The sequence below is a fragment of the Streptomyces sp. NPDC026672 genome, assembly GCF_040638185.1.
In the GTDB taxonomy this organism is placed as follows: Bacteria; Actinomycetota; Actinomycetes; order Streptomycetales; family Streptomycetaceae; genus Streptomyces.
The window spans coordinates 56,116-77,995 of sequence record NZ_JBEZXS010000009.1; the positions used below are offsets into that span (position 1 = coordinate 56,116).

The 21,880-nt window shown below is 74.6% G+C and carries 16 protein-coding genes and 1 pseudogene; 6 read left to right on the plus strand and 11 right to left on the minus strand.

Features of this window, described 5'->3' with window-relative positions; genetic code table 11:
- Positions 1-50 precede the first annotated feature (50 nt).
- Genes AB0F77_RS12825 through AB0F77_RS12835 form a run of 3 tightly spaced genes read right to left on the minus strand, consistent with a single transcriptional unit; the run spans position 51 to position 3,969 of the window.
- Positions 51-2,477 (minus strand): molybdopterin cofactor-binding domain-containing protein, encoded by a 2,427-nt coding sequence (locus AB0F77_RS12825; protein ID WP_361945996.1) that lies wholly within the window; start codon positions 2,475-2,477, stop codon positions 51-53.
- A 2-nt stretch (positions 2,478-2,479) separates the two neighbouring features.
- On the minus strand, positions 2,480-3,070 hold the full coding sequence (locus tag AB0F77_RS12830) for a (2Fe-2S)-binding protein (protein WP_361946492.1): 591 nt from the start codon (positions 3,068-3,070) through the stop codon (positions 2,480-2,482).
- The gene (locus AB0F77_RS12835) at positions 3,070-3,969 is read right to left on the minus strand and encodes a xanthine dehydrogenase family protein subunit M (RefSeq protein WP_361945999.1); all 900 of its coding nucleotides are present in this window, start codon (positions 3,967-3,969) and stop codon (positions 3,070-3,072) included. The genes AB0F77_RS12830 and AB0F77_RS12835 overlap by 1 nt, the downstream gene beginning before the upstream one ends.
- 300 nt (positions 3,970-4,269) lie before the next feature.
- Between AB0F77_RS12835 and AB0F77_RS12840 the strand changes: the two genes are divergently transcribed.
- Both AB0F77_RS12840 and AB0F77_RS12845 read left to right on the plus strand, forming a co-directional pair.
- Positions 4,270-5,943: a PucR family transcriptional regulator ligand-binding domain-containing protein gene (locus tag AB0F77_RS12840; RefSeq protein ID WP_361946002.1), complete on the plus strand. Its 1,674-nt coding sequence runs from the start codon at positions 4,270-4,272 to the stop codon at positions 5,941-5,943.
- A gap of 191 nt (positions 5,944-6,134) precedes the next feature.
- Positions 6,135-6,902 (plus strand): hypothetical protein, encoded by a 768-nt coding sequence (locus tag AB0F77_RS12845; RefSeq protein ID WP_361946005.1) that lies wholly within the window; start codon positions 6,135-6,137, stop codon positions 6,900-6,902.
- Between the two features lie 342 nt (positions 6,903-7,244).
- Here the strand turns inward: AB0F77_RS12845 and AB0F77_RS12850 are convergent, their stop codons facing one another.
- The gene (locus AB0F77_RS12850; RefSeq protein ID WP_361946008.1) at positions 7,245-7,952 is read right to left on the minus strand and encodes a GntR family transcriptional regulator; all 708 of its coding nucleotides are present in this window, start codon (positions 7,950-7,952) and stop codon (positions 7,245-7,247) included.
- Between the two features lie 303 nt (positions 7,953-8,255).
- Here AB0F77_RS12850 and AB0F77_RS12855 point away from each other — a divergent pair, with 303 nt between their 5' ends.
- Entirely contained in the window at positions 8,256-9,095 is an 840-nt protein-coding gene (locus AB0F77_RS12855) for a (2Fe-2S)-binding protein (protein WP_361946011.1), read from the plus strand.
- A 303-nt stretch (positions 9,096-9,398) separates the two neighbouring features.
- Complete coding sequence (locus AB0F77_RS12860) at positions 9,399-10,430, plus strand: DUF2637 domain-containing protein (RefSeq protein ID WP_361946014.1); 1,032 nt, start codon at positions 9,399-9,401, stop codon at positions 10,428-10,430.
- Positions 10,431-10,547: 117 nt separating this feature from the next.
- Here the strand turns inward: AB0F77_RS12860 and AB0F77_RS12865 are convergent, their stop codons facing one another.
- The 3 genes from AB0F77_RS12865 to AB0F77_RS12875 form a co-directional block, all read right to left on the minus strand.
- Positions 10,548-10,997, minus strand: a complete 450-nt coding sequence (locus AB0F77_RS12865; protein ID WP_361946017.1) for an ATP-binding protein — start codon at positions 10,995-10,997, stop codon at positions 10,548-10,550.
- Between the two features lie 350 nt (positions 10,998-11,347).
- Entirely contained in the window at positions 11,348-13,090 is a 1,743-nt protein-coding gene (locus tag AB0F77_RS12870; RefSeq protein ID WP_361946020.1) for a pyruvate dehydrogenase, read from the minus strand.
- Between the two features lie 76 nt (positions 13,091-13,166).
- Positions 13,167-14,789: a protein phosphatase 2C domain-containing protein gene (locus AB0F77_RS12875; protein ID WP_361946023.1), complete on the minus strand. Its 1,623-nt coding sequence runs from the start codon at positions 14,787-14,789 to the stop codon at positions 13,167-13,169.
- 200 nt (positions 14,790-14,989) lie between these two features.
- Between AB0F77_RS12875 and AB0F77_RS12880 the strand changes: the two genes are divergently transcribed.
- A complete protein-coding gene (locus tag AB0F77_RS12880; protein WP_361946026.1) occupies positions 14,990-16,000 on the plus strand; it encodes a helix-turn-helix transcriptional regulator in 1,011 nt (336 codons plus the stop codon).
- A 60-nt stretch (positions 16,001-16,060) separates the two neighbouring features.
- Positions 16,061-16,543 carry a DUF456 domain-containing protein gene (locus tag AB0F77_RS12885; RefSeq protein ID WP_361946029.1) on the plus strand — a complete coding sequence of 161 codons (483 nt, stop codon included), beginning with the start codon at positions 16,061-16,063 and terminating at the stop codon, positions 16,541-16,543.
- Here the strand turns inward: AB0F77_RS12885 and AB0F77_RS12890 are convergent.
- From AB0F77_RS12890 to rsgA, 4 genes and pseudogenes are all read right to left on the minus strand, one after another.
- A pseudogene (locus AB0F77_RS12890) lies at positions 16,530-17,737 on the minus strand (SGNH/GDSL hydrolase family protein). The gene AB0F77_RS12885 and the pseudogene AB0F77_RS12890 overlap by 14 nt on opposite strands.
- Before the next feature lie 669 nt (positions 17,738-18,406).
- Positions 18,407-18,904, minus strand: coding sequence for a methylated-DNA--[protein]-cysteine S-methyltransferase (locus AB0F77_RS12895; RefSeq protein WP_361946032.1), 498 nt, complete (start codon positions 18,902-18,904; stop codon positions 18,407-18,409).
- Positions 18,901-20,304 (minus strand): AlkA N-terminal domain-containing protein, encoded by a 1,404-nt coding sequence (locus AB0F77_RS12900; RefSeq protein WP_361946035.1) that lies wholly within the window; start codon positions 20,302-20,304, stop codon positions 18,901-18,903. The genes AB0F77_RS12895 and AB0F77_RS12900 overlap by 4 nt, the downstream gene beginning before the upstream one ends.
- A gap of 111 nt (positions 20,305-20,415) precedes the next feature.
- Complete coding sequence (gene rsgA, locus AB0F77_RS12905) at positions 20,416-21,528, minus strand: ribosome small subunit-dependent GTPase A (protein ID WP_361946038.1); 1,113 nt, start codon at positions 21,526-21,528, stop codon at positions 20,416-20,418.
- Positions 21,529-21,880: the final 352 nt, after the last annotated feature.

The following is a 21,880-nucleotide window of genomic DNA, read 5'->3' on the forward strand; positions in this document are numbered from 1 at the left end:
CATCGGTGTCGGGGCGACCGTGGGAGTCGCCCGGCGCGGCGGCTACGGGGTCATGCGGTGCCCGTGAGGTGTTCCGGGCGTACCGGGGTGCGGTCGAGGTCCAGGCCCGTCGCGTCGCGGATCGCCGCCAGGACCGCCGGGGTCGAGGACAGCGTCGGGGCCTCGCCGACGCCCCGCAGGCCGTAGGGGGCGTGGGTGTCGGCCAGTTCCAGGACGTCGACCGGGATGGTCGGGGTGTCGAGGATGGTGGGGATCAGGTAGTCCGTGAAGGAGGGGTTCCTGACCTTCGCGGTGCGCGGGTCGACGACGATCTCCTCCATCACCGCCATGCCCAGCCCCTGGGTCGTGCCGCCCTGGATCTGGCCGATCACCGACAGCGGGTTGAGCGCCTTGCCGACGTCCTGTGCGCAGGCCAGCTCGACCACCTTGACCAGGCCGAGTTCGGTGTCGACTTCCACGACCGCCCGGTGCGCGGCGAAGGTGTACTGGACGTGCCCGTTGCCCTGGCCGGTCCGCAGGTCGAACGCCTCGGTCGGCCGGTGCCGCCACTCCTCCTCCACCTCGACCGCCTCGTCGCCGAGGACGTCCGCCAGCGACGCCAGCACCTCGCCGCCGTCGGTGACGACCTTGCCGCCCTCCAGCAGCAGTTCGGCGGTGGCCCAGGCCGGGTGGTGGGTCCCGAACCTGCGGCGGCCGAGGTCGAGGACCCGCTCGCGGACGAGTTCGCAGGCGTTCTTCACGGCGCCGCCCGTCACATAGGTCTGCCGGGAGGCCGAGGTCGAACCCGCCGAGCCCACCCGGGTGTCGGCCGGCTGGATCGTCACCCGGGCGACGCCGAGTTCGGTGCGGGCGATCTGCGCGTGGACGGTGACCCCGCCCTGGCCGACCTCCGCCATCGCCGTGTGCACGGTGGCCACCGGCTCGCCGCCGACCACCTCCATGCGGACGCGCGCGGTCGAGTAGTCGTCGAAGCCCTCGGAGAAGCCGACGTTCTTGATGCCGACCGCGTAGCCCACGCCGCGTACGACGCCCTCGCCGTGCGTGGTGTTGGACAGACCGCCGGGCAGCTGCCGTACGTCGGCCCCCTCGCTGCTCTCCCACTGGCGCTCCGGCGGCATCGGCATCGCCTTGACGCGGCGCAGGAGTTCGGCGACCGGCGCCGGTGAGTCGACGGGCTGTCCCGTCGGCATGAGCGTGCCCTGTTCCATCGCGTTGAGCTGCCGGAACTCGACCGGGTCCAGGCCGAGTTCCCTGGCGACCTTGTCCATCTGCGCCTCGTAGGCGAAGCACGCCTGGACCGCGCCGAAGCCGCGCATGGCGCCGCAGGGCGGGTTGTTGGTGTAGAGGGCGAGTGCCTCGATGTCGACGGCGTCGACGGCGTACGGCCCGACGCCGAGGGAGGCCGCGTTGCCGACGACGGCCGGGGAGGCGGAGGCGTACGCCCCGCCGTCGAGCACGATCCGGCACGTGACGTGCGTCAGCCTGCCGTCGCGGGTGGCCCCGTGCTCGTAGGCCAGCCGCGCGGGATGGCGGTGGACGTGCCCGAAGAAGGACTCGAAGCGGTTGTAGACGATCTTGACGGGCCGGCCGGTGCGCAGGGCCAGCAGACAGGCGTGGATCTGCATGGACAGGTCCTCGCGTCCGCCGAACGCGCCGCCGACGCCGGCCAGGGTCATGCGCACCTTGCGCTCGGGCAGGCCGAGGACGGGCGCGATCTGGCGCAGGTCGGAGTGGAGCCACTGGGTGGCGATGTAGAGGTGGACACCGCCGTCCTCGTCGGGGACGGCGAGGCCGGACTCCGGGCCGAGGAACGCCTGGTCCTGCATGCCGAAGCGGTACTCGCCCCGGACGATCACGTCGGCCCGCTCCCGGGCGGCGGCGACGTCGCCGCGGACGATGGGCTGGCGGTGCACGACGTTGGGGTGCGGGACGTGGGCGAGGATGGGGGTCCCCCCTGCACCGGAGCTTGTCGGAGGCGCTTGGGGGAGGTCCTCGCGGTGCTCGTGGACGAGGACCGCGTCCGGGGCGGTCGCCGACGCCTCGTCGGTGATCACGGGCAGTTCGCGGTACTCCACCCTGATCCGGGCGGCGGCGCGGCGGGCGGTCTCGGGGTGGTCGGCGGCGACGATCGCGACCGGCTCGCCGTGGTGGCGGACCTTGCCGTGGGCGAGGACCGGGGTGTCCCGGATCTCCAGGCCGTAGTGCCGCACGTCGGTCGGCAGGTCGTCGTGGGTCATCACCGCGTACACGCCCGGCACGGCCAGGGCCTCGGCGGTGTCGATCGACACGATCTCGGCGTGGGCGACGGTGGAGCGCAGAATATGGCCCCACAACATGTCCTCGTGCCACATGTCGGACGAGTACGCGAACTCGCCGGTGACCTTGAGCGTGCCGTCCGGGCGGAGCGTGGACTCGCCGATGCCGCCCCGGGTCCGCGAGCCCTGGGTGAGCCGGGTGGGAACGCCGTTCGTCGCCATGGTCAGGCCCCCTCGGACTGCCGGGCGGCCGCCAGGCGGACCGCGTCCATGATCTTCTCGTAGCCGGTGCAGCGGCACAGGTTGCCGGAGAGCGCCTCGCGGATGTCGGCGTCGCTCGGGTCGGGGTTGCGCTCCAGCATCTCGTCGGCGGCGACGAGCAGGCCGGGGGTGCAGAAGCCGCACTGGACGGCGCCGGCGTCGATGAACGCCTGCTGCACCGGGGAGAGCGCCGTGTGCGGGAGGGCACCGGTGCCCTCGCCGGTCCGCGGGCCGGTGCCGTCCGCGGCCCAGCGGCGGGCCTCGTCGAGCGAGGTGCCGGTGGCGCCCGCCGCGTGGGAACGCCGTCCGGCGTGGTCCGCCAGGCCCTCGACGGTGACGACGTCGCGGCCCTCGGCCTGGCCGGCGGCCACCAGGCAGGCGCACACCGGCACGCCGTCCAGCCGTACGGTGCAGGAGCCGCACTCCCCCTGTTCGCAGGCGTTCTTGGAGCCGGGCAGGCCGAGGCGTTCGCGCAGGACGTAGAGCAGGGACTCGCCCTCCCAGACGTCGTCGGCCTGCTGGGGGCGTCCGTTGACGGTGAAGTTGACGCGCATCATGCGGCGCCCCCCTTCGGATCGGCGGTGCGGCCGGCGCCGCGGTACGACTCCCAGGTCCAGGTCAGCGTGCGGCGGGCCATCACGCCGACCGCGTGGCGGCGGTAGTCGGCGGTGCCGCGCACGTCGTCGATCGGGTTGCAGGCGGCGGCGCACAGGTCCGCGAACCGCCTGGCGACGGACGGCGGGATGATCCTCCCGCTGTCCCAGAGGCCGTCCTCGTCGAGGGCCGCGTTCAGGAACTCCTCGGCGGTGCGCGCCCGGACGGGGGTGGGGGCGGCGGAGCCGATGCCGGTGCGGACGGTGCGGGTCCCGGGGTGCAGGGCGATGCCGAAGGCGCAGACCGCGATGACCATGGCGTTGCGGGTGCCGACCTTGGAGAACTGCTGGGGTCCGTCGGCCCTCCTGATGCGGACCGCGCGGATCAGTTCGTCGGGGGCGAGGGCGTTGCGCTTCACGCCGGTGTAGAAGTCGTCGACGGGGATGAGGCGGGTGCCGCGCACCGACTCGGCCTCGATCTCGGCGCCCGCCGCGAGCAGGGCGGGGTGGGCGTCGCCGGCCGGGGAGGCGGTGCCGAGGTTGCCGCCGACGCCGCCGCGGTTGCGGATCTGCGGGGAGGCGACCGTGTGCGCGGCGAGGGCCAGGCCGGGCAGTTCGGCGCGCAGGTGCTCCATGATCCGGGTGTACGGCACGGAGGCGCCGAGCCGCACGTGGTCCCCGGTGACCTCCCACTCGTAGAGGTCGTCGACACGGCCCAGGTCGAGGAGGTGTTCGGGTCTGCGGTGGTCGAAGTTGATCTCGACCATCACGTCGGTGCCGCCCGCGATCGGCACAGCGGTGGGGTGCTCGGCCTTCGCGGCGAGCGCCTCCTCCCAGCTGGCGGGGCGAAGGAAGTCCATGACCGGCTCTCTTCTTCGTCTCGGGGGTCGTAGGGAATGAGCCAGATCGTGTGCGGTGGGCCCGGCTCGTACCTGTGCTGTTCACGCGGAGTGGGCCCAGTACACAGGCGTGTACTGCGACGGGGTCAGTCACGGAAACCATGAAGGAGTTGGCTGGCCAGCGAGGTCATCTTGTAGATTCGTATGAATGGAGACGATCGGTAACCTCCTCGTTCTCCCGCGGAAACGGAAACGGGCCTCCACCCCACCCACTCTTCACCAATCATCGTAGTTTTCGAGACATGGAACGGCGGCGACGAGATGCGGCTGCGCGCACTCCTGGACACCGATGCGCTGGGCCTGCGGCTGCTGGGCGGCGAGGACGAACTCGACCGGGCCGTACGCGGCGTGATGACCACCGACCTGAGGGACCCGAGCCGCTATCTGTCGGGCGGTGAACTGGTGCTGACGGGCCTGGCCTGGCGCCGGGACGCGGCCGACACCGAGCCGTTCGTACGCCTGCTGGTGCAGGCCGGGGTGGCGGCGCTGGCGGCGGGCGAGGCGGAGCTGGGCGACGTCCCGGACGACCTGGTGGCGGCCTGCGTACGGCACCGGCTGCCGCTGTTCGCGGTGGACGAGTCGGTGGCGTTCGCGACGATCACCGAGCACGTCGTGCGGCAGGTGTCCGGCGAGCGGGCCGGGGACCTCGCGGCGGTGGTCGAGCGGCACCGCCGGATGATGACCTCGGGCCCGGCGGGCGGCGGCCCGGACGTGGTCCTGGACCTGCTCGGCTCCGACCTGGACCTGCGGGCCTGGGTGCTGTCGTCCACGGGGCGGCTGATCGCCGGTTCCAAGGGCGCGGGCCCCGCGCTGCCCGCGGGGACCTGTGCCGCGCTGGCCGCCGAGCAGCTGGCCGCCGTCCGCACCGGCCGCCCGGGGCCGCACCGGGCGCTGCTGGGCGGCACGGCGTACTCGCTGTTCCCGGTCCGCTCCGGGGGCCGGTCCGGGCAGCCGTCCGGGGACGTGCGCGAGACGGTGCTGTCGGACTGGGTGCTGGCCGTCGAGGCGGACGCCGGGGACTGGCCCGAGGAGCGGCTGGACCTGCTCCGGGGCGTCACCCAGCTGATCTCGGTGGAGCGGGACCGGCGGGACGCCGCGCGCACGGTGCGGCGGCGGCTCGCGCAGGAGGTCCTGGAGCTGGTGCAGACGGGCGCGGCGCCCGCCGAGATCGCGGCGCGGCTGCGGGTCGCGGCGCCGGTGCTGCTGCCGGGTCTCGGCGCGGCGCCGCACTGGCAGGTCGTGGTGGCGCGGGTCGAGTGGGACGGCGCGGAGGCCGAGGGCGGTCCGGTCGCCCAGTCGCTCCTGGAGGAGATCCTGGTCGACCCGCTGGCGACCGGTCCCGAACCGTCCGACCGGATAGCCGTCGCCCACACCGGTGACGAGGCCGTCGCGCTGGTACCGCTGCCCGCGGTGTCGGCCGAGCACGACGGGTCCGAGACCGGTGTCCTCGCCGACGTGCTCCTGAACGCCGTGCGCGAGCCGCTGGCGGCGGGGCTGGACAGGGACGGGCGGGTCACGCTCGGCGTCAGCGCGTCCGTGCACTCGGCGGAGGGGCTGCGCGGGGCGCTGGAGGAGGCGCGGCACGCCCGCCGGGTGGCCGCGGCGCGGCCGGGCCGGGTGTGCGCGGCGGGCCACCAGGAGCTGGCGTCGCACGTGCTGCTGCTGCCGTTCGTCCCGGACGACGTCCGGCGGGCCTTCACCGCCCGGCTCCTCGACCCGCTGCGGGACTACGACCGCCGGCACCGGGCCGAGCTGATCCCGACGCTGGAGGCGTTCCTCGACTGCGACGGCTCCTGGACGCGTTGCGCCACCCGCCTCCACCTGCACGTCAACACGCTGCGCTACCGCGTCGGGCGGATCGAGCAGTTGACGGGGCGGGACCTGTCGCGGCTGGAGGACAAGCTCGACTTCTTCCTCGCGCTGCGCATGAGCTGAGGCCGCGCTCGGGTGGGACGGGCGGGTCCTGCGGGACGCCCGGCGGGACGTCCGGTGGGGCGGCCTCTCCCACGACTTTGTGAAATCCTTCACCTGACCCCTTGGCCCGGTGCCGGAATTGGTGCTGGAATGCCGCCACCACTCAACTGCTCGACGGCGTGCAAGGGGAGGGCAACGTGGCGCATTCCGCCATGTCTGGGAACGGAACGACCGCCGGTGACGATCCGCTCCAGACCGCGGTATGGCGGCTGCGCTCGCGGGCCTGCTGGGCCGATGCGGCGGACCTGCTCACGCCGGACACGCCGGCCGCCGCGCTCCAGCGGGCCGCGCTGCTGGTCGAACGGTGTCTGTACACCGAGCGGGGCTGGGCGGAGGCGGAGGACGCGCTGCGCACGGCGGAGGCGGTGGCGCGCAGCGACGAGGAGCGGGGCGCGGCCGCTTGTGAACGCGGGCAACTTGCGTACTCGGCCACGCTGCACGGGGTGCGGGACCGGGCCGACGAGGCGCGGGCGGCGCTCGGGCGGGCGGCGGCGCTGATCGCGCCGGGGACGCCCCCGCGGGCCCTGCTGGACTTCCGGCGCGGGTTGCTCGCGGAGAACCTGGCGCGCTCCCCGCAGGCGGCGCGGGCCGCGTACCGCAGGGCGCACGCGGCGGCCGCGGCGCACTCCGAGCCGCTGCTGCTGTCGTTCACCTGGCGGCACCTGGCCGGACTCGCGCTGCGTGAGGGCGAGTTGGCGGAGGCGCGGCACGGGTTCGCGGAATCCCTGCGCATCCGCGAGGAGTTGGGCTATCTGGTGGGTACGGCCCCGGCGCTGGCGTCCCTCGCGGACACCCAGCCGGAACCGGAGGCGTCCCGTCTGCGCGACGAGGCCCGCCGCCTCTTCCGCCTCCTGGGCGGCGTCCCCACCTGGCTGGCCGACCAACTGTCGCCCCCGACTCCGGGCGCGGCGACGGCCTGAGGGGGCGGGTCCCGTCCGCTGCCGGGTGCGGCGCCGTCGTGGCTTGTCGCGCAGTTCCCCGCGCCCCTGTTGTGCGGCGCTGCGCGCCTGCACAACATGCCTTCAGGCGCGCAGCGCCGAAAAGCCAGGGGCGCGGGGAACTGCGCGACCGGCCACAGCGCACCCGCACCCCGCGACGAACCGCACCCCGCACACGCGACCGCCCCGCCGTAAGCGCGCGTCAACCGCGAGCGGGCGGCCGACCCTGGGCACGTGCCCCGTGCGGGCGGCCGTCAGCCGCAGACGGGAGCCCCGGCCGCGGGCACGCGTCAGCCGTGGGTGGGCCCCAGAGTTGGGCCCGGGTCAGTCGGGGGGCGTGGTGAAGTGGGCGCGGATCAGGGTTTCGGCCTTGTCCCGGGCGCCGGTGGTCAGGGCGTCCAGGAGGGCCGTGTGCTCGGTGGCGTCGGCCACCAGACCGGCCCGGGGCGGGCGGTGGGAACCGCCGACCAGGGGCCACTGGGCGCGCCGGTGCAGGTCCTCGGCCACGTGCACCAGTTGGTCGTTGCCGGCGAGTTCGAGCACCGCCCGGTGGAAGGCGCGGTCGGCCTCGGCGTACGTCGCGCGGCAGCCGGAGGACGCGGCGCGCACCGTCTCCTCCGCGAGCGGCCGCAGCCGCGCCCACCGCTCGGCGGGGACCGTGCGCGCCAGCCGCAGCATCACCGGCACCTCGATCAGTGCGCGGATCTCGGCCAGCTCGGACAGCTCGCGCGCGCCCCTTTCGACCACCCGGAAGCCGCGGTTGGGGACGACCTCGACCGCGCCTTCGAGCGTGAGCTGCTGCATGGCCTCCCGCACGGGTGTCGCGGACACGCCGAAGCGCTCCCCGAGCGCCGGAGCCGAGTACACCTCGCCGGGCCTGAGGTCACCGCTGACGAGGGCGGTGCGCAGCGCGTCCAGGATCTGCCCGCGCACGGAGGCGCGCTGGACGACGGGCCGGGGCAGGGGGCGCTCGCCGTGGGTGTGCTCACCGCGGGCGGGCTCGGCGTCGACGGGCGGCGCCTGCCGCGGCACCCGCACCGCACACTCGGCCGCGCCGGGGCCCAGGGGCGGCGTTGCAGGGCCCGGGTTCGTTCCAGGGCCTGGAGTCGCACCGGTGCCCGTGCGGGGCTCCGGGACGCCCGTTTCGGCGGAGTGCACGCCCTGCCGCACGGCTTCCTCCTCCGGATGGCCGGTCCTCGGGTGACGACGACTGATGGTTACTCGTCCGTCAAGCACCTTAGGCGCATGGGACGGCAGTTCAAATTCCCCGACACCTGGGTAAGGTAAGCCTTACTTGCCTTGTCCCGTCCGCGCCCATGGATCGGTGGTCCCGCCATGCCCGCTCCGACCTCGGCCCTCTCCGCCGCGTACGCCCGTCTCGCCGCGACGGACGCGGAGCTGACCGTGACGGAACTGACGGCCGGCGACCCGCCCCCCGCCGGTGACGGCTGGGTCGGCGCGGACGCGCTCGCGGCGGGCGGCCCCGGCCTCGACGCGTTCCTGGCGTGGGACGCGGAGCAGATCCTGCGCGACCACGGTCGGGAGGGCCGCCCGGACGTCGTGGCCACCTTCGGCCTGCACCGCTACGCCTGGCCCGTCTGCCTGCTGATCACCGTCCCGTGGTTCCTGGACCGCCGGGTGCCGCGCCTGCCGGCCGACCGCGTCGCGTACGACCGGGTCGCCGGGCGGGCCGCCGTGCGCCCCGCCTCCTTCGCCTGCCTGCCGGACGACCCGGCGGCGGAGCTGCCGGGCGCGGTGGTGGTGCCGGACGAGGAGGCGCTGCGCGCCGAGGTGCGGGCGGCCGTCGCCGAGCACATGGAGCCGGTCCTCGCCGGATTCGGACCGCGGACGCGGCGGCGCGGCCGGGCGCTGTGGGGCCTGGTGACCGACGACGTGGTGGAGGGACTGTCGTACGTCGCCCCGCAGTTCGGGCCGGGCGCCGGGGAGCGGGCCGTCCGGGAGCTGGACCTGCTGCTCCCGGGGGCGACCGCGCCGTACGTCGGCTCGGCGGGCTTCCGGACGCCGACGGGACCGGACGGCGAGCCGCAGCCCACCCGGGACCGGGTCAGCTGCTGCCTGTTCTACACGATCGACCCGCAGGACGCCTGCGCCACCTGCCCGCGCTCCCGCGAGGCCGGCCGGATCGCCGAACCGACTGCGGCGGCGGCCGCCTGACGCCCCCTCGGGACGGAGCACGCCCCCGCATCCAGTAAGATCGTCGACATCTGGGACACCCGTATGGTCACAGGTACTTCACAACTTCCTCACTTGTCGCAGGAACTTTCCGAGGAACCATCCGTACGGGTAGTCTTATTCGAACTCAACTCCCGCCCCTCATGCGGCAGTTCGAGCAGAACGCCGCCCCGGGCATCCCCTTGCACCTCCTTGGCGGCCTCTTGCCCCGAAACCCCCTGAGGACATGTGGGAGTGGGCCACTATGGCGGGCGTTACGCCCTATCCCAATGCAAGGGACCCCAGATGAGACTGACCGACATATCGCTGAACTGGCTGCTTCCGGGCGCCGTACTGCTCCTGGGCGTGCTGGCGGCGGTGGCGGTGCTCGCGCGCGGCAAGCGCTCCTCCGGGGAGAAAGCGAGCGCGGACGACTCGTGGGAGCGCAGCGAGGAGCGCCGCAGGCGCAAGGAGGCCATCTACGGCACGGCCTCCTACGTGCTCCTGTTCTGCTGTGCGGCGGTCGCCGCCGCGCTCTCCTTCCACGGACTCGTCGGCTTCGGCGAGCAGAACCTCGGCCTCACGGGCGGCTGGGAGTACCTGGTGCCGTTCGGCCTGGACGGCGCGGCCATGTTCTGCTCCGTCCTCGCGGTGCGCGAGGCCAGCCACGGTGACGCGGCCCTCGGCTCGCGCATCCTCGTGTGGACGTTCGCGGGCGCCGCTGCCTGGTTCAACTGGGTGCACGCGCCCAGGGGCCTCGGACACGACGGTGCGCCGCAGTTCTTCTCCGGCATGTCCCTCTCGGCCGCGGTGCTGTTCGACCGTGCGCTGAAGCAGACCCGCCGGGCCGCCCTGCGCGAGCAGGGCCTGGTGCCGCGTCCGCTGCCGCAGATCCGCATAGTCCGCTGGCTGCGGGCGCCCCGCGAGACCTACAAGGCCTGGTCGCTGATGCTCCTGGAGAACGTGCGCAGCCTGGACGAGGCGGTCGAGGAGGTGCGCGACGACCAGCGTCAGAAGGAGGAGACCCGACTGCGCCGCCGCGAACAGCAGCGTGTGGAGCGGGCTCAGCTGAAGGCGATCAGCCGTGGCCACCACGGATTCCTGGGGCGCGGCCGGCAGGCCGAACTCCCCGCGGTGGAGCGCGCGTCGGTGACCGCGGAGCCGGCCATGGCGACGGCGGAGCAACTGCCCGTGCGCTCCCGGCCCTCGCTCCAGCCCGTCCGCAAAGGGTCCGACTCCCACACGGTCGACCTGACCGCGGAGGACGACACAATGGCGCTACCGCGCCTCGACTCCCTGGAGCGCAAGCTCAAGGACCTGGAGCAGCAGTTCGGCTAGACCGGACGGACCTGCCGCTTCGGCTCGGTCCGGTGCCCTGAGGGCCGGACCTCACGGGACGGGCGTGTGACCTTCGCGGTCACACGCCCGTCCCGTTCCGCGTGTGCCCGGACCGCGTCACGCGGCGTCCGCGCCGAGTTCGAACCAGACCGACTTGCCGACGCCGTGCGCGCGTACGCCCCAGGAGTCGGCGAGGGACTGCACGAGGAGCAGTCCGCGGCCGTGTGTGGCCTCGTCGGGGTCCGGCACGCTCAGCCGGGGCCGGCGGGCCGCGAAGTCCCGTACCTCCACGCGCAGTCCGCGCGGTTCGAGCACAACCGTCAGGACGGCGTCGTGATCGGTGTGGACGAGGGCGTTGGTGATCAGTTCGCTGGCGAGCAGTTCCGCGACCTCGGAGCGGCCGGGCCTGCCCCAGAACCGCAGGAATTCCCGCAGGGCTCGGCGCGCCTCGGGCACTTCGCGCAGGTCGGCCCGGCCCAGTCGGCGCCGCAGCCGCGGTGCGCGGGCCCGGCTCTTGAGGTCGTCGGTGTCCTTGGTGTTCTCGGTGTCCTTGGTCGCGGTCTTCACCAGGGACGTCCCCGCTCTGCTGGGACCGCCCCCTCGTGCATGCCTCTTCATGACCCCCGCCCGCATGCCGTTGCCCAGTACCCCTCCTGATCGAACACGTACACGGGATCCATGCCCCGTGTGTCCGGGGGCACTCATGGGCCGCCGACGACGACCGGCGGTTCGGCCATGGCGGCGCGGCGGGCGTCCTCAGGCGGGGGTCGTCCCGGACCAGCGATTCGTCGGGCGGGGCCGCCGTACGCCGGAGCGGGCGCCAGGTCCGGAAGAGACGGGGCGCCCGGTTTCCTGTGCGGAGCGAACGGCGCGGGACGGGAAACTGGCCGAAACCGAACGGTTCCCCTTCCGGTTCGTCAGGGCCTGGGCACGTTGCGCAGATTGGAGCGGGCCATCTGAAGCATACGCCCGACACCCCCGTCGAGCACGATCTTCGAGGCGGACAGCGCGAAGCCGGTCACCATCTCGGCGCTGATCCTCGGCGGGATGGACAGCGCGTTGGGGTCGGTGACGACGTCGACCAACGCGGGCCCCTTGTGCCGGAACGCCTCCTTCAGCGAGGGCGCGAGCTGCTTGGGCTTCTCGACCCGGATGCCGTGGGCGCCGCAGGCACGGGCCACGGCCGCGAAGTCGGGGTTGACGTGCTGGGTGCCGTGGGAGGGCAGGCCCGCGACCAGCATCTCCAACTCGACCATTCCCAGGGAGGAGTTGTTGAAGAGGACGACCTTGACCGGCAGGTCGTGCTGGACCAGGGTCAGGAAGTCGCCCATCAGCATGGAGAATCCGCCGTCGCCGGACATCGACACGACCTGCCGGCCGCGGTCGGTGAACTGGGCGCCGATCGCCATGGGCAGCGCGTTCGCCATCGAGCCGTGCGAGAAGGAACCGATCACCCGGCGGCGGCCGTTGGGCGTGAGGTAACGGGCCGCCCAGACGTTGCACATGCCGGTGTCCACGGTGAACACGGCGTCGTCGTCGGCGAGTTCGTCGAGGACGGAGGCCACGTACTCGGGGTGGATCGGGACGTGCTTGTCGACCTTGCGGGTGTAGGCCTTGACGACGCCCTCCAGCGCGTCCGCGTGCTTCTTCAGCATCCTGTCGAGGAAGCGCCGGTCGTCCCTGCGGCGCACGCGCGGGGTGAGGCAGCGCAGGGTCTCGCGGACGTCGCCCCACACGGCCAGGTCGAGCCGCGAGCGCCGGCCGAGCACCTCGGGGCGCACGTCGACCTGGGCGATCTGCACATCGTCCGGGAGGAAGGCGTTGTACGGGAAGTCGGTGCCGAGCAGGATCAGCAGATCGCACTCGTGGGTGGCCTCGTAGGCGGCGCCGTAGCCGAGCAGACCGCTCATCCCCACGTCGAACGGGTTGTCGTACTGGATCCACTCCTTGCCCCGCAGGGCGTGTCCGACCGGGGACTTGACCTTCTCGGCGAACTCCATGACCTCGGCGTGCGCGCCCGCGGTCCCGCTGCCGCAGAAGAGGGTGATCCGCTCGGCCCGGTCGATCATCTCGACGAGGCGGTCGATCTCGGTGTCGCCGGGGCGCACGGAGGGCCGGGAGGTGACCAGTGCGCGCTCGGCGGCCTTCTCCGGGGCGGGCTGCGAGGCGATGTCGCCGGGCAGCGCGACCACGCTGACACCGCTGCGGCCGATGGCGTGCTGGACGGCGGTCTGGAGCAGGCGGGGCATCTGCCGGGGGCTGGAGATCAGCTCGCTGTAGTGGCTGCACTCGCCGAACAGCCGGTCGGGGTGGGTCTCCTGGAAGTAGCCGAGGCCGATCTCGCCGGACGGGATGTGCGAGGCGAGGGCGAGGACGGGCGCCATGGAGCGGTGGGCGTCGTACAGGCCGTTGATCAGGTGCAGGTTGCCGGGGCCGCAGGAGCCGGCGCAGGCGGCCAGCCTCCCGGTGATCTGCGCCTCGGCGCCGGCGGCGAAGGCGGCGGTCTCCTCGTGGCGTACGGGGATCCAGTCGATGGCGGAGTTGCGGCGGACGGCGTCGACCACGGGGTTGAGGCTGTCGCCGACGACACCGTACAGACGGCGTACGCCGGCGCGGACGAGGATGTCGACGAACTGCTCGGCGACGTTCTGTTTGGCCATGGCTCTCGCCTGCCCCCTTCGGTGGACCGGGATCCGCGGGAGTGTGTCGAGTTCCATGAATCCACAGGGGGCCGGGTCACGCCTCCCACACGGCGGCGGCCGTACGGTCGTCCGCGTACCCCTTGACCCGTACCTGGGTGTCGGCGAGGAACGCCGCGAGGCCGGGCGGGGCGCCGTCGGACCAGCGCCGGACCAGGTGGGCGCGGAGGGCGGCCTCGCCGCGCAGCGGCTCCGCGAGGCCGGCGCTGCACAGGAGCAGGGCGTCACCCGGGCGGGCTACGGAGGCGCGGAAGCGGAAGGGGTCACGGGGCGGCGGGAGCGCGGGTTCGTACGGGCTCGGGGGCGTCGGGATGCCGAGGTCCATGGTGAGGCGGTCGCCGTCCGGGGTCTCGGCGGGCGGCGAGCCGAAGCCGACGACGGGTTCGCCGGGGGCGGCGGTGACGCGGGGCTCGATGTCCTGCCACTCGCCCTCGCGCAGCCGGAACAGTCCGCCGTCGCCGACGCCGAAGAAGACGCGGGTACGGCAGTCGGGGTCGGTGGGCAGGAGGAGGCAGCGCAGTCCGGCCGCGTACTCCTGCGGGTCGACGCCCTGTTCCACGGCGCTCGCGCGGAGCTTGCCGAGGCTGCGGTCGGTGAGGCGGTGCAGGCCCGACTTGAGATCGCCGCGACGGGCGGCGCGGATGTCCTCGCTGAGGCGCTGCCTGCTGCGGCCGACGGCCCGGCCGATCAGCGCGCACAGTTCGGCGGCGGCGCGGTGCGCGTCGGGGGCGGCGCGGGCGCCGGTGGCGAGGGCGACGAGCACGAGGGCGGTGTCGCCGGTGCCGAAGCGGGCGGTGAGCAGCGCGTCGCGCCGGGGTTCGCCGCGGAAGCGGGCGGAGTCGCCGCGCACGGAGGCGGCCCGCAGCGTCCACGTCCCGTGGCGCGCCCCGTCCAGCACGGTGTCCGGCACCTGCTCCCCGAGGGCGTCGGGGTCTGCGGCGGGCAGCGCGGTGGGCTCGGCGTCGTAGGTGGGCGGCCCTGACCCGACGTGCCCGACGGTGTCCTCCGCCTCCGGCTCCACCCGCAGCACCCCGGTCCCGCGCACGATCTGCGCGCCGACCCCCCAGGGCACCCCCGCGGAGGGCGCGACGGCCCCGGCGACCGGACCACCGCGGGGATCGGCGGGCGACGGCACGTCACCGACGGTCGGGGTGCGCCAGGGAGCGGGTTCGGGGGAAACAGCTGGTTCGCGATCGGCGCGATCCGACTGCCCGGGCCGCTCCGGCCACTCAGGTCGGTCCTGCCGGTCCGGCTGTGGAGTCCGGTCCGGCTGTGGAGCCAGGTCGGGTTCGGGGGCGGCCGGGGGCTGTGGTGTGCGGTTTCGGGGTTGCCAGGCCGAGTGGGGCCACGAGGTGTTGTCGTCCGCCTCGGTGCCGGCCCGCTGCGCGGGGACGTCCCTCGGGTCCGCCGGAGCCCCGCTCTCCGTGTCGCCGTATGCCGGCCCCGGCTCCCCCTTCCGTTCTCCTCCCCCCTCTCCCCCGTCTCCCCCGTCTCCCCCGTCTCCTTCTTCTCCCCCGTCCAGGGTGTCCGCCGCCGAGAGGAACCTGTCGTCCAGGGAGTCCGTCGTCGGGGTCGGGCGGGTGTCGTCGGTGGCGTCGTCGTACAACTCGCCCCACCAGTCGTCCTCGTGTCGTGCGGGACTTCCCCCCTGCTGGCTCATGCCCCTAATTGTCACCGCGGGAGCCGCCGGAAAACGGGGCATCCGGAAATCCGGCGACGGGCGAACTCCCGTACGACACAAACGAGTCGCCCGATCGCGGCGGCGCCTTGGCGAAGTGACCGCCCGTACCGCGATGATGTGCCGAGGCGGGTTTGCGCCGTGGCCGGTTCCCGCCACGGCCGGGGAGGGGCGAGAGGCCGATGCTGGCAGCGATAGGGCTGGACGAGACGCACGAGTCGGCGTACCGGGCGCTGGTGTCCGTGGGCGCCGCCGACGCCCCCGACCTGGCGCGGCGCCTGGCCCTCACCGAGCGGGAGACGGAACGCGCGCTGCGCGCCCTGGAGCGGCGCGGGCTGGCCGCGCAGTCCTCGGCCCGCCCCGGCCGCTGGGTCGCCGCTCCCCCGGGCGTCGCGCTCGGCGCCCTGCTGACCCAGCGGCGCCACGCGCTGGAGGAGGCGGAGCTCGCGGCGGCGCTGCTCACGGAGGAGTACCGCGCGTCCGCCGCCGAGCCCGCCGTGCACGACCTGGTCGAGGTGGTGACCGGGGCCGCCGCCGTCGCCCAGCGCTTCCTCCAGGTGCAGCTCGCCGCCGTCCACGAGGTGTGCGCGCTGGTGACCGGCGGTCCGACGGTCGTCCCGGGCACGGAGAACGACGCGCGGGAGCGGGCGGCCGGCCGGGACGTGCGCCACCGTGTGGTGGTCGAACGCTCCCTGCTCGACCTGCCGGACGGGATCACCGGGCTGACGGTCGCGCTCGGCCGGGACGGGCAGGTACGTGTGGTGGACCGGGTGCCGGCCAGGCTGGTGGTGGCCGACGGCTCGCTCGCGATGGTGCCGCTCACCGCCCGCACGGTCGAACCGGCGGCGCTGGTCGTGCACCCGAGCGGGCTGCTGGAGCTGCTGTCCGGCCTGTTCGAGTCGGTGTGGCGGGACGCCCTGCCGGTGCGGTTCGGCGTGTCGGGGGTCACCGAGCAGCAGCAGGACGGCCCCGACGGCACGGATCTGGAGGTGCTGTCGCTGCTGCTGGCCGGGCTGACGGACGCGAGCGTCGCCAAACAGCTCGACCTGGGCCTGCGGACCGTGCAGCGGCGGGTGAAGCGGCTGATGGAGCTGACCGGGGTGACGACCCGGCTACAGCTCGGCTGGCACGCGTACGAGAAGGGCTGGGTGTCCCGGGACCCCCGCGACCGGGCCCGGTCGGCCGGTACCTGACCTCCCCGGCCGACCGGTACGTGACCTGCGCCGCCGCCCCGCCTCCTGCACTCTGGGCAGATGGGAGCGTGGGAACTCCCGCTGGTCGGGCTGCTGCTCGTGCTCGGCCTGTGCGGGGTGCTGGTGCCCGGGGTGCCCGGGTCGTGGCTGGTGTGGGCGGCGATCCTGTGGTGGGCGCTGAAGGACCCGCGGCCCGCGGCCTGGGCCGTGCTGGTGGGGGCCACCGCGGTGCTGTTCCTGGGGCAGGTGGTGCGCTGGGCGCTTCCGCCCCGGCGGCTGCGCGCGGGCGGGGTGACGCCCCGGATGACGGCGTACGCGGGCGTCGGCGCGTTCCTCGGCTTCTTCCTGATCCCGGTGGTGGGCGCGGTGCCCGGATTCATGGCGGGGATCTATGTGCACGAGCGGCTGCGGCTCGGCGGGCACGCACAGGCGTGGGCCGCGGTGCGTACGGCGATGCGCTCGGGCGGGTCCGGTCTGCTGACCGAGCTGTTCAGCTGTCTGCTGATCCTGGGGGCGTGGCTGGTGGTCGTCATCCACGGCTGACGCGCGGGGCGGGGACACCGACGTCGACCGCGTCCGCCAGCGCCCGCGTCCCGGCGTCGTTGAAGTGCAGGTGGTCGCCGGGGTCGTAGGCGGGCCGGATCCGGTGGGGGCGGGCCGGGTCGCGGACGGCGGCGTCGAGGTCGGCGACCGCGTCGAAGGCGCCGGCGGTGCGGATGAAGGCGTTGATCCGCTGCCGGGCGCGCTCGCGGGCGGCCGTGTACGCGCCGTGGCCGCCGAACGGGGTGAGGGTCGCGCCGACGACCCGGACACCGTGGGCGTGGGCGCGGCCGACGAGGGTGCGGTAGGCGCTCTCGTAGGCGCGGACGTCCAGGACCTCGGGGGTGCCCTTGAGGTCGTTGACGCCCTCGAAGACGATCAGGACACGGACCCCGGCCCGGGACAGCGCGTCGGGGTCGAGCCGGGTGAGCGCGGAGGGGCCGACGCCGTCGCGCAGCAGGCGGTTGCCGGAGATCCCGGCGTTGAGTACGCCGAGGCGGCGGGGGCGCAGACGGTCGGCGAGGCGGTCGGGGAAGCGGTGGTCGGCACCGTGGGTGGAGCCGTTGCCGTCGGTGAGGGAGTCACCGAGCACGGCGACGGCGCCGGCGGCCCGGCCGAGGACGTCGACGCCGGTGACGTAGTACCAATGGCTCGTCCTCGTGGTGTACGCGGTGCCGTCCTCGTCGGCCGCGCGGCCGGCGCCGGCCGGGGCGATCCAGTTGGTCCGGAGCGCCGTGCGGTGGTAGGTGGCGGGGCCGGAGTCGACGGGGGTGTGGACGGTGACGAGCAGGTCGGCGGCGTCCGGCACGGCGAGCGGGACCGGGTCGGTGAGCAGGTCGCGCCCCACGGGGACGGTGGCGGTGCGGGCGCCCCGGAAGACGGCGGTGCGCATGGTGCCGGGCACGGCGGCGGGACCCGCGCCGCGCGCGAGGGCGACGGTGACGGCCCCGACGGTCAGGGGCGCCCTGCCGAGCCGATTACTGACCCGCACCCGCACGGCGGCCCCACCGACACTGAGGTGAACGACGTTGCGCACGGCGGCCCCAGGCAGCCCAGCGACCGTCCCGGAGGCCGCCCCCTCCCAACTACCGGTCCAACGCATGCGCGATCCGGGACCACCGTGGCCCAGACCGAGGAGGGCCGTGCCGAGGCGGGCGGTGTCCCGCCGGGCCGGTCCGAAGCGGGCAATGTCGGCACGGGCCGGGCCGGCGGTGCCCGTACGGGCCGCGCCGACGGGCACCCGAACCGCCGAGCGAGGCCGAACCGCCCTGTACCGGCCCGGCACCGGCGCGTACCCGCGGACGATCGGGAGGTGGGCGGGCGTGGACGCGTGCGCGCGTGTCGCCCGGGTACCGGCCGATGTCGGAGCGTACGCGCGCGTCACCGGGGCACCGGCCGGTGTCGGCACATGCCCGCGTGTCACCGGAGCGGCCGATGTCGGGACATCCCCGCCGGTCGGCACGACGCGGCTCTGCGCGGTTGCACCCGACTGGGTCCTCCTGGCGGACACCGCCGTCGGCGCGTACGCACGCGTCGCCCGGACACCCGCCGACGCCGGGGCGTGCCCGCCGGAGCTCTGCGCTGGTGTGTCCGGATTGAGCCTCCCCGCTGACGGCGGTGTCGGGGTGGGCGGCACCGCCTGGTCCGGGGGCGTCGCGGATGTTGTCGCGGCGAGGGGGGCGAGGAGGAGTGCTGCGAGGAGTCGTCCGGCCTTGACCATGTGCGTGTCCGCCCTTCCCGGTGGCCTGCCGGAGGCGACGGTGGCACAGGGGCGGGGCGGTCCGGCGGAGCGTCACCGCGCAGGACACCCGAACGGGCGAGGACGCGGTCAACTCCGTGTCGGACCGGGCCCCTTGGCACACCGGTTCAGCCGGTGAGCGCGCCCTCCAGGGTGAGGAGCCGTACCTTGCGGTCGAGGCCGCCCGCGTACCCCGTCAGGGACCCGTCGGCGCCGATCACCCGGTGGCAGGCGCGGACGACGAGCAGCGGGTTGGCGCCGATGGCCCCGCCGACGGCACGGACCGCCGCCCGGGGCGCCCCGATCCGCGCGGCGATCTCGCCGTACGTCGTGGTCGTGCCGTACGGCACGGAGTCCAGCGCGGCCCACACCCGCTCCCGGAACTCGGTGCCGCGGGTGCTCGACTCCAGCCGGAACTCCTCCAGTTCACCGGCGAAGTAGGCGGCGAGCTGTTCCTCGGCGGCCCGGAACGGGCCGGGGTCGCGCCGCCAGCCGTCCTGGACGGTGCGGCCGCCCTTCTGCCCGGGTACGGACAGCGAGGTCAGCGCGCCGTCCGGCCCCGCGGTCAGCAGCAGCGCGCCGAGGGGGCTGTCCACGCTCGTCCAGTACGTCGGTTCGAGACTCATGCCGGTTCGTGTCGTCCTTCCAGGTCCAGGTGGAGCAGGGCGTACGAGCGCCAGGGGCGCCAGGCGTCGGGCACGTCGCGGCCGGGCGGGGCGACGTCGGGGTCGCCGAGCGCGCGGACCCGGATCGCGGCGACGACCGCCGGGTCCAGTCCGGGCACGGCCAGCAGGGCGGCCGTCGCGTCGTCGCGGTCGGCGCCGGGGTCGAGGCACACGGTGCCGTCCGCGAGGGCGGCGGCCAGCGCGCCGAGGGTGCCGCCCGGCTCGGCCTCGGCGAGGACGGCGGCCTCGGGGAACAGATGGGTGAGCCCGTCGGAGGGGGCGTCGAGCGCCTTGCCGTAGCGCCGGGTCAGCCGCTCGGCCCCGGCCGGTCCGACCAGGGCCCGTACGGCGAGTTCGGCGGGGTCGGCGGCGCCGGGCGAGCGCAGTCCCGGGCGGGCGGCGACGAGGGGGGCGAGGCGGGGGTCGGCGCCGAGGCGTTCGTCGACGGCGTACGGGTCGGCGTCGAGGTCGAACAGACGGCGCAGCCGCTGCACGGCGGTGGTGAGGTCGCGGGGGTCGGTGAGGTGCAGCCGGGCGTCGAGCCAGCCGCCGGGGTGCGCGGCGGTGCCGGTTCCCGGGGCGTGGGCGCGTTCCTCGACGGCGGCGACGCCGGTGCCGTGGGGCAGCCGCAGGGTGCGCCGGTGGACGCGGCGGCCGACGGGTCCGCGCACCTCCTCGACGCCCGGTACGGCCTCGCGGGCGAGCAGGTCGAAGACGGCGCGTGCCTGGTAGGGGCCCCGGTGCGCGAGGCGCAGCGGGATGCCGGTGCCGGCGGCCGAGTCGCGGGCGTCCCGGTGGCCGCGGGGTGCGGCGGCGCGGACCTCGCTGGGGGTGGCCGCGTACACCGCGCGGATGGTGTCGTTGAACTGGCGGACGCTGGCGAAGCCGGAGGCGAACGCGATCTCCGTGATCGGCAGCGCGGTGGTCTGGAGGAGCACGCGGGCGGTGTGCGCCCGCTGGGCGCGGGCGAGGGCGACGGGGCCCGCGCCGAGTTCCGCGGTGAGCTGCCGCTGGACCTGGCGGGCGCTGTAGCCGAGCCGGACGGCGAGTCCGGCGACGCCCTCGCGGTCCACCACGCCGTCGCCGATCATGCGCATGGCGCGGCCCACGACGTCGGCGCGGACGTTCCACTCGGCGGAGCCGGGCACGGCGTCCGGCCGGCACCGGCGGCACGCCCGGAAGCCGGAGCCCTGCGCGGCGGCGGCGGTCGGGAAGAACCGCACGTTGCGCCGCTTGGGCGTCACCGCGGGGCAGCTGGGCCGGCAGTAGATCCCGGTCGTCTCGACGGCGAAGAAGAACTCACCGTCGAACCGGGCGTCCCGGCTCCGCACGGCCTCGTACCAGCTGTCTTCGTCCCTCACACCCCCCAGTGTGCGCGTCCGCCCGCGCCGGGTCCGGCGGGAATCGGACAGGGAGTTCCGGGGACGGCCGCACCGCACCGGCGGCCGCCGTCCCCGAGGCCGGCCGGCCCGCTACCGCTGCCGTCCCCGCTTGAGTTCCGCCGCGGCCCGGCCCTCCGCTCCCTTGCGTTTCCAGTCGCGGCGGATCTCCGCGCGGAGGCGGGCGTCGGTCTTGGCGACGATCCACTGGTTCTCGCGGACGAGTTTGCGGTAGCTGTCCAGGCGGCGGGCCGGGAGGTCGCCCGTGTCGACGGCTGCCAGCACCGCGCACCCGGGTTCGGCGGTGTGGGCGCAGTCGTGGAAGCGGCAGTCGGCGGCCAGGTCCTCGATCTCGGCGAAGACCTGTCCGACGCCCGTCCCGGCGTCCCACAGCCCGACCCCGCGCAGGCCCGGCGTGTCGATGAGGACACCGCCGCCGGGCAGGGCAAGGAGGTTGCGGGTGGTGGTCGTGTGGCGTCCCTTGCCGTCGACGTCGCGGGCCGCGTTGACGTCCATCACGTCCGCGCCGAACAGCGCGTTGGCGAGCGTGGACTTGCCGGCGCCGGACTGCCCGAGCAGCACGGAGGTGCCGGCGCCGACCAGGGCCACGAGGACGTCGAGCCCGTCGCCGTGCAGCGCGCTTACGGTGAGCACCGGCACTCCGGGCGCCGTGCCCTCCACGTCCTGCACGAGGTGCCCGAGGGTCACCGGGTCGGGACAGAGGTCGGCCTTGGTGAGCACGACCACGGGCTGCGCCCCGGACTCCCAGGCGAGCGCGAGGAAGCGCTCGATGCGGCCGAGGTCGACCTCGACGGCCAGGGAGACGGCGACGATCGCGTGGTCGACGTTGGCCGCGAGGATCTGCCCCTCGGACCGCTTGGAGGAGGTGGAGCGCACGAACGCCGTGCGGCGCGGCAGCAGTGTCCGCACGTAGCGGGGGTCGCCGCCCTCGGGGTCGACGGCGGCCCAGTCCCCCGTGCACACGACCTTCATCGGGTCATGGGGGACGACGAACTCGGTGTCGGCGTGGACGATGCCGGCCGGGGTGACGACGTCGCACCGGCCGCGGTCGACCCGCACGACACGGCCGGGCAGCAGGCCCTGCTCGGCGTGGGGAGCGAACTCGGCTTCCCAGCCCGCGTCCCAGCCGTAGGGGGCCAGGGGGTGCGACGGAGCGGAGGAGGCCGAAAGGGAGGAGAGATTCAAGGGGAACCCTTCACAGGGTGGCCCCGGCCGCGCGCACTCACGGGCGCGTGGAAGCAGGAAGGATCAGCCGGTGGCCACGGAGGTGGAGTGGATGGACTTCTGGTCGCGGGCAGCGCCCGTCACGGAGACAGCCATCGGTCACACCTCCCGTTCCGCACTCGGCCGAGCACAACGGCCGACGGCCGTTGTGTGAAGCGGACTTCACCCTAGAGGCGCGCGCTCTCGGGCGCCAATGAATTTCCGTCGGGTGAATTTCCGTCGGGGCGACGTGCGGTGTCGTACCGGGCACGGATTGATTGCGGCATGGGCTTCCCGCCCCGACGGACCCGGCACTGCGCCAGCATGACGGACC